Here is a 7997-nt window from a genome sequence, read left to right as displayed (position 1 = left end):
CTACCGCGCTTGATGGCACGCACGGCCGAGTGCTCAAAAATCTGCACCCCCAGCGCTTGGGCGGCACGCGCCAGCCCAAGCCCGTACTTCAGGGGATGCAGGTGACCGGACTGCCGCTCAAATGCCGCCGCACAGTAGCGTGGGCTCTGAATGTGGCGCTGCACATCGGCATCTTTCGCCAACTCCGTCACAAAGCCATAGTCACGCTCCATGGCAGTCAATTCGGCTTCCAGCGCGCGCGCCTTGCGACGGGAGTCGGCCAGGTAAAGATAGCCCTTGACGTGATCGCAATCAATCTGGAAGGCTTTGATGCGCTCATCAATAACAGCCAGGCCCTCCACTGTCATATCCCATGCCAGTCGCGCCTGGGCCTTGCCGAGTTGTTGTTCAAAAGGCTCTTGTCCACCGGAAAAACCCACAATCGCCTGGCCGCCGTTGCGCCCGGATGCACCGCTGCAAACGCGGTCGGCCTCCAGCACCACCACCTGATAGCCGCGTTGCGCCAGTTCAATAGCCGCCGACAGTCCGGCAAACCCGGCACCTACCACCAACACGTCGGCATTCAGGTCCCCACGCAAAGGCGGGCCCACCGGCGCGCGTTGGACGCTGGCTTCGTAATAACTTTTCTGGTTCAGTTGGGTATCTGACGCAAGCAACATGAATGGCACTTTCTAAACAATCAAAGCAGAACTTTGGCCACCTGGCCGCACAGATAAGTCCAAACCAGCGTGGCGGCTGCGCTGCTGGTGAGTTCAGCATGGTCATAAGCCGGCGCCACTTCCACGCAATCCATGCCAATCATGTTGAGCGGCGCCAACCCCTCCAGGAAGGTGAGCACTTGCGAGCTGCTCAGGCCACCCGGCTCCGGCGTGCCGGTGCCGGGTGCAAACGCCGGATCGAGGCAGTCGATATCCAGTGTCAAGTAACAAGGGCGGCTGCCCAGTCGAGTGCGAATTTGCTCGATCACCGGCTGCAAGCCGGCCCCATCGAGCCCGCGCAATTGCCGGGCGGTGAAAATCAAACCACCCTGATCCTGCACATACTCGCGGGCAGCCCGTTCGCCACTGGAACGAAGCCCGATTTGCACCGTATGTTGCGGGCTCACCAGCCCCTCAGTAATCGCCTCGTAAGCCCAGGTGCCGTGGCCGGACGGCTCGCCGAAATGATCGGTCCACGTATCGCAGTGCGCATCAAAGTGCACCAGGGCGAGTTCACCGTGTTGCGCGCGGGCCGCGCGCAACAGGGGCAACGTGACCGAATGATCCCCGCCCAGAAAAACGCAGTGATGCCCGGCCATCAACGCCGCTGCCTGCGCCTGGATCTGCTGGCGCACCTCGGCCAGTGGTGAGGCGTTGGGCAGGCGCATGTCAAGGGCATCGCCGAGGTAGCCGATCGGTGAGACGCCAAAAAAAGGATGCAAGCCATCGCACAGCATCAAGCTGGCGCGCCGGATCTCCTGCGGCCCAAAGCGGGCGCCGGGTCGATGGGTCACGGCCCCATCAAAAGGAACGCCGATCAAAGCGAATGGTTGAGCAGCCAGCTCGGGCACCGCGAGGAAACGGTTGCTGTTGTTGGCGTACGAAAATTGGCCCAGGCCCATCAGGTCCCCTCTTTGTGTTGGAACTTGAAGGTACCGCAATTTGCTGACGCTGACAGGTGCCAATTTGCGCTGCCCGCGGCAAGCCACTGCAACGCGGATAGATGATGGATCGAATCAAAACCGCGCGCCTGACCAGTTCGGCCAGGGCCACGGTTTATTTCATTTTCTTATGTGTTTTATGGCTGTAGCCCTCGTCGGTACTTAATAAGTAGCTATATATTTAATAGTTGACGTAAGGTGAAACACAGGCACCGAATCACCTCATCGAAAGCCCTGTGCTCAGGCCATGAACACGGCAATAAAGGCCAGTAGAAATATCAATACCGCGCCTGCCAGAGGCAAAACAATCGGCATGTAGGGCAAAACCCCTTCCACAACGTCAATTTGGGGAGCTTGCTCGTGGGGTGCAGGGCTGGACATGGAGATTCCTTGAGTGTTTTAGTGGGCTAATCAATAAATTCTACCTGCGCGGACCAAGTATCAGCGGCTTTGCTCCGCTGATACCGCCGCTAAATCAGCTGCGCCTCCAGCCCGGCCTGCTGCAGTTGGGCCAGCACCTCCGCAATGTGTTGCGGCCCACGCGTCTGGATCACCAGTTCGACTTCAGCATTTTGAGCCGCCAGCGTGGTAAAGGCGCGCTGGTGGTGCACCTCATTGATGTTGGCCCCGGCCGCGGCCACGGTAGCGGTGATTTTGGCCAGCGTGCCGGGAATATCCCGGGCGCTGACGCGAATGCGCGCCAGCCGCCCGGCCCGCACCATGCCGCGCTCGATGATGGCGGCCAGCAACAACGGGTCAATATTGCCGCCGGACAGCACCAGCCCCACCTTCTTGCCCTTGAAGCGCTCTGGATACTTGAGCAAGGCTGCCAAGCCCGCTGCTCCGGCGCCTTCGACCAGTGTTTTTTCTACTTCCAGCAGCATGACGATGGCCTGCTCGATGTCGCCTTCGTCCACCAGCACCAGGTCATTCACCAGCCGCGCGATGATGGTTAGTGGAATTTTGCCGGGCGTGCCGACTGCAATCCCTTCGGCAATACTGCTGCTGCCCTGCGGGTGATGCGTGCCCTTGATGGCATTGAACATGGCCGGGAAACGCACAGTCTGCACGCCAATGATTTCGATATCGGGCTTGATGGCCTTGGCCGCCGTGGCCATGCCCGCAATCAGACCACCGCCGCCGACTGACACCACCAGCGTGTCCAGGTCCGGCACATCCTGCAGCATTTCCAACGCGACCGTGCCTTGGCCGGCCACGATGTCTGCATCGTCGTAGGGATGCACAAAAATGAGCTGTTGCTGCTCGGCCAGCGCCAGCGCGTGGGCCCGGGCTTCGTCCAGCGTGTCGCCATGCAGAACGATCTCGGCGCCAAAACCGCGCGTGCGTTCCACTTTCACGCCCGGGGTGAAGCGCGGCATCACAATCACGGCACGCAGGCCCAGGCGCTGCGCGTGGTAAGCCACCCCTTGCGCGTGGTTGCCCGCGCTCATGGCGATCACGCCGCGCCGCCGTTCTTCAGCGCTGAGTTGCGCCAGTTTGTTGCAGGCGCCGCGCTCCTTGAAGGAGGCGGTGAATTGCAGATTCTCAAATTTGAGAAACACCTGGGCACCGGTGATGTCGGACAAGGTGCGCGAGGCCACGCAAGGCGTGCGCAGCAGCTGACCTTGCAGGCGGGTGGCAGCGGTTTGAATCTCGTTGAGCTGGATCATGCGTGCATTGTCTGTTAGATGCCACACTCAGTTCTTCCGGGTCCCCAGCAAGGCCGCGCCAATGATCAGAGCGGCTGCCAGCCCCACGCTCCAACTCAGGGCGCGCCCGGTCACCTGCATCAAGAGCACGGTGGACGCGAGCGGCGTCAGGTAGCTCAGAATGCCAACCTGCCGTACGTCGCCGAGTTTCAAGGCCTTGTCCCACAGAAAAAAAGCAGCGCCCAGTGGCCCCAGTCCCATGGCCAACAACAGCAGCCAATCATGCCCGGTCAGATGCACCGGCGGCTCAAGCACCCAATGGCAGACCAGGGAAAGCATGCCGGCCAACAAACCAAACAAACCAATCGCAGTGGTGGAAAAGCCCTTGCCGCTCAACGCAACGCGCTTGGTTTGCAGCGAATAATTGGCCCAGACAATCGCTGCGGCCAGCGCCAACAAATAGCCCCATCCAGCAGCGGATGAAGTCAGGTTGACGCTGGCATCGGTTGATGCACGTCCGCCCCAAATCGCCAGCGCAGCACCGGCAAATCCCAGCGCCGCCGCCATGAAATGGACACCGCGCAGCCTGATGCCCGGCACATAAAGCGGCGCCAGCACCACAATCAACAACGGCCACAGGTAGTTGATCAGGTTCACCTCCACCGCCGGCGCCACGCGCAAGGCAATGAACAACAAAAAGTGATAGCCAAACAAGGACGAAACACCCAGAAACAGGGTGCGGGGTGGGACCAGCCATTGCCGTCGGTCTTTGAACACAAACGGCCACGCCAGCACGCTACCGACGCCCAGGGAAATGCCAGTCAACAAAAAAGGGGGCACGTGTTGGAGCAGGACCCCCAGAGCGGCAAGAGACGCCCACAGGCAAATCGCGGCGAGCGCATACAAATTGGCTTTCATGGCGCTGAGCTTAGCCTGATTGCCAGCGCGTCAAAACAATGTGCAAACAAGCTGTCTTGTGATTCGGGCCCCCGGGCGACTCAGGCGACCACTATCTGACTGCCCGCTAGCTTGAGCGCCGTGAACCCTGGCAAGTCCCGTGCGCGGCTGTCTGTAACGACGGTGTCGATGTCGGCCCGGGCAATGTAACTCACCCGGCTGCTCTGGCCGATTTTGCTGTGGTCGGCCAAGATCACCACTCGCATGGCCTGTGTGCTCATGGCCCGTGCGACCTCGCATTCATGGTGCTCAAAACTGGTCGCACCATGTTTGACGTCGAGGCCGACCGGCGAGAGCATTGCCACGTCTGCTTTGTAGCGATGGATTTCACCGATGGTAATGTCGCCGTAGACTGCCTGTGTTTCTGCATGAACGCGTCCACCGAGCAGGATAATGTTGTGGTCGGATGCCAGCATGGTGTTCGTTTTCGAGAGCTTGAGGGCGATCGAGAGCGAGTTGGTCACCACCGTTAGTCCGCTCAAGGTGCTCAGTTCCTCGGCCAGGATGCTGGTGGTGGTGCCTGAATCCAGGAACAAGGTCTGGTTTGGCATTAGCAGTTTCAGTGCGGCTTTGGCAATACGCCTTTTCTCCGAGGGGTTAGAGCGCTGGCGCACACTCAAGGGGGCTTCCGGCTCGGGACCTATGACTACCGCGCCACCGTGCACTCGGCGCAAGACGCCTAGCGTTTCCAGATCGAGCAAGTCGCGCCGCGCGGTTTCTCGCGACACACCTAGATCCCGCGCAACCCGCTCCGTGCTGACGCGGGTGAACGTGGTGAGCAGACTGCGGATACGGACGAAACGCTCTTCTTTCAGCATGCTGGAAGTTTCCTTGGATTCTGCTTTTCATTGGGTTTTGGTTCGTATGCGCCCAGTCAGCACATGCAGTAGGTCTGCCACTGCAGCGGCAATATCCATGATACAGGTCGAAAATACAGCGGCTTCGGCCTAAGGACTGCTTCCTCCAGCCGCATCATGGTGGTGGCATCTTCCAGGGCCGGCAGAAACAGCGAGCAGGAATGGAATACGATGCCGAAACCACGCTCAGGCGCTGGCTGGCAAAAAATCCCTGCCATTGAGCGTAATGCTGCCGCTGTCGGTCGCGAGTAGTCCGGCAATGAGGCGCAGCAAGGGGGTCTTGCCGCAGCCACTGGGGCCCAGCGGACAGACGAACTCGGAACTGCCGACTGACAAGCCGATGCGCTCCAGTTTCGTCTGCCCTCCGAAAATTTTATGCAGATCTTTGATCTGCAATGCCATTGTTGATTTCCGGTTCTGATGTACAGGCCAGCCTGCCATAGTGGATTCAGGCGGGCCCGTGCACCGTGCTAGATATCGAACAAGCCCATCGCCGGGTCACTGACGGTGTGCCGACCGGTTTCGACGCGGCCCGCGAAGCGGCGGTAATAGCTCGCGTCGGCATCGCAGGTGACGGCGAAGTCATACCATTGCCCGCTTGCGGCGAGCTCCCAGTGCTGCTCCGCTGTGCCGCCGCCGTTGACCATGGCCGTCCAGGGACCATCGTCCCGGTAAGCCTTTGCACGGATCGTGAATTTCGCGGCGTCTTTGCCGGCGTTCATCATGCTCAGGTAGACGTTTCCGTTGGCGATGTCGTAGCACACACGCACTTCCGGATTAGGAGCATCAGCCGAACGCAGACTATTCAAATCGCCCTTCAGATGGCGATGAAAACCATTCGGGCCGAGCACCCACAGGTCGTAGCGTCCCGCGTTGTCGGTCATCGCGTTCCAGGTATCGTCCAGCGCCTTGTTGGGCTCCACCATGTAGCGGCGCGGCAGGCGATCAAGGTTGAGTTTGTCGTAGACATGGAACACGGCGGCGGCCTTGCCCGTATTGGTAAACAGCAAATGAAACTTGCCGTTGATGGCATCGCTGCGTGCGCTCACATGCAACTCGTAAGGCAGCGCGCGGGAAGGCCGCGTGCCTATGGCTTGGCTCGGTAACTGAGCGTTGACCGGCGGCACGATCTGTGCAAGTTTCTGTTGCTCATCGCGCAGCGTATCGGCCTCGTCCTTGGACTTTCGCCCCGCGAGCTTGGGCAGAACCTCACTGTTGGGCGTTGCGAAGTTGAAGGCGCTGGTGAGGTCGCCGCACACCGCGCGGCGAAAGGCGCTGATGTTGCTTTCCCGAACCCCGAAGCGCGCCTCGAGGAAACGCAGCACTGAGGTGTGGTCAAACACCTGTGAGTTGACCCAGCCGCCGCGGCTCCAGGGCGAGATCACGTACATCGGCACACGCATGCCAGGCCCGTAGACTCGGCCATCGGGCACTGGCTGGCCAGTGGCGCCAGGCGAACTGGGGTGGGTAAAGCGCTCGAATGCGATATCGGCTTCGGGTAACGTGGTCTTGCCGGCCACAGTGCCGTCCGGGTTGAGTGAAGGGGCGGAGGGCGAGGGCACATGGTCGAAGAATCCGTCGTTCTCGTCAAAATTGACGATCAGCACGGTCTTGCTCCAGACCTCCGGCACAGCCGTCAATGCGTCCAGAACCTCCTGCGTGTACCACGCGCCCTGCACCGGGCTTGAGGGGCCAGGGTGCTCCGAGTAGGCTGCTGGTGCCACGATCCATGAAACCTGCGGCAACTTGCCGTTCTTAATGTCCTGCCGGAAGCTTTCAAGGAGGCCGCCATCGGGCATGGTGTTGGCGATGCCCTTGTAAAGAGGGTTGCCAATGTCATCGCCGGCAGGATCGTAGGCCGGCTGCGGCGTTACGCTGTCGTCGCTGCTCACACGCTTGCCGGACTTCTCGTTGGCCAAACGATACTGTTTAAACCCCGCGAGCGAGTTGTCTGTGAAGTTGTCGGGCATGTTCTGGTAGACGATCCAGCTCACATTCGCTTCCTGCAACCTCTCGGGATAGGTTTTCCACTCGTAGCCGTAAGTTGAAGGGTCGATGCCATCCCATTCGTTGTTCAGCGACGCCACGCCGGCACCGGTCGGGCCGTTGGTTCCGGTCCAGAGGAAAAGCCGGTTGGAGTTGGTACCGGTGTGCATTGAGCAGTGATAGGCATCGCACAGCGTGAAGGCATTGGCCAGCGCGAACTGGAAGGGCAGCTCTGCCTCCCTGAAGTAGCCCATCGAGGCCGTGGTCTTGTAACGCGGCCACTGGTTCATGCGGCCGCCATCCCAGGCACTTTGGCTGTCACTCCAGGAGTGCGGTGTTCCATTCACGCGCTGGGCGTTGCCCTTGGTGCCATCAAGGTGGTAGGGTAGCACCGGCTTGCCGTTGGCATCACCTTGTTGCCAAACGTTGAGGCCCTTGGGGAGCGGGATCGGGAAGCGGTCACCGAAACCTCGTACGCCGGGGAGCGTGCCGAAGTAGTTGTCGAATGAACGGTTTTCCTGCATCAGGATTACCACGTGCTCGACGTCCTTGATGGTGCCGGTGGCGTTGTTTGCAGGGATCGCGAGCGCGCGACGGATGCTGGGTGGAAAGGCAGCGAGCGTGGCGGCGGCAAGGCCGGTTGTCGCAGTGCTGCGCAGGAAGTTGCGTCGTGAAGTCATGGTGATGGGTCGTTCTGAAACGTTAGGGCGCGCAGCGCATTTCGGGCTTGATGGAGGTCCCGGGCGCGATGGCGCTTGGGGGCGTTTCGGGTACCGGTGTTCCGCCACCACCGCAAGCGGTCACGGTACAGGCAAGCAGCAGAGCTGCAGACAGTGCGAGCCGACTAGGGCGCGTACTTTGGGGACTGGATGGAAGGTAATTCATTGTTTATCTTTGCTTTGGTCTACA

8 protein-coding genes are annotated in these 7997 nt (G+C 60.4%); all 8 read right to left on the bottom strand.

From position 1 onward, the window contains the following. A partial coding sequence (locus GZ093_RS11845; RefSeq protein WP_296486134.1) for an FAD-dependent oxidoreductase occupies positions 1-659 on the bottom strand: 659 nt, incomplete at its 3' end. A gap of 20 nt (positions 660-679) precedes the next feature. Next, positions 680-1600: an agmatinase gene (speB, locus tag GZ093_RS11840; protein ID WP_296486132.1), complete on the bottom strand. Its 921-nt coding sequence runs from the start codon at positions 1598-1600 to the stop codon at positions 680-682. A gap of 279 nt (positions 1601-1879) precedes the next feature. After that, a complete protein-coding gene (locus GZ093_RS11835) occupies positions 1880-2020 on the bottom strand; it encodes a hypothetical protein (protein ID WP_296486130.1) in 141 nt (46 codons plus the stop codon). An 89-nt stretch (positions 2021-2109) separates the two neighbouring features. Then, entirely contained in the window at positions 2110-3309 is a 1200-nt protein-coding gene (locus GZ093_RS11830) for a threonine ammonia-lyase (RefSeq protein WP_296486129.1), read from the bottom strand. Positions 3310-3336: 27 nt separating this feature from the next. Next, a complete protein-coding gene (locus tag GZ093_RS11825) occupies positions 3337-4206 on the bottom strand; it encodes an EamA family transporter (protein WP_296486128.1) in 870 nt (289 codons plus the stop codon). Positions 4207-4286: 80 nt separating this feature from the next. Continuing rightward, complete coding sequence (locus GZ093_RS11820) at positions 4287-5063, bottom strand: DeoR/GlpR family DNA-binding transcription regulator (RefSeq protein ID WP_296486126.1); 777 nt, start codon at positions 5061-5063, stop codon at positions 4287-4289. 225 nt (positions 5064-5288) lie between these two features. Further along, complete coding sequence (locus tag GZ093_RS11815) at positions 5289-5504, bottom strand: ATP-binding cassette domain-containing protein (protein ID WP_296486125.1); 216 nt, start codon at positions 5502-5504, stop codon at positions 5289-5291. Between the two features lie 68 nt (positions 5505-5572). Next, positions 5573-7768, bottom strand: coding sequence for a phosphocholine-specific phospholipase C (locus GZ093_RS11810; protein ID WP_296486121.1), 2196 nt, complete (start codon positions 7766-7768; stop codon positions 5573-5575). Positions 7769-7997 lie beyond the last annotated feature (229 nt).

The sequence above is a fragment of the Rhodoferax sp. genome, assembly GCF_010365055.1.
Classification (GTDB): domain Bacteria; phylum Pseudomonadota; class Gammaproteobacteria; order Burkholderiales; family Burkholderiaceae_C; genus Rhodoferax.
This window is presented reverse-complemented; position numbering and strand designations above follow the sequence as displayed.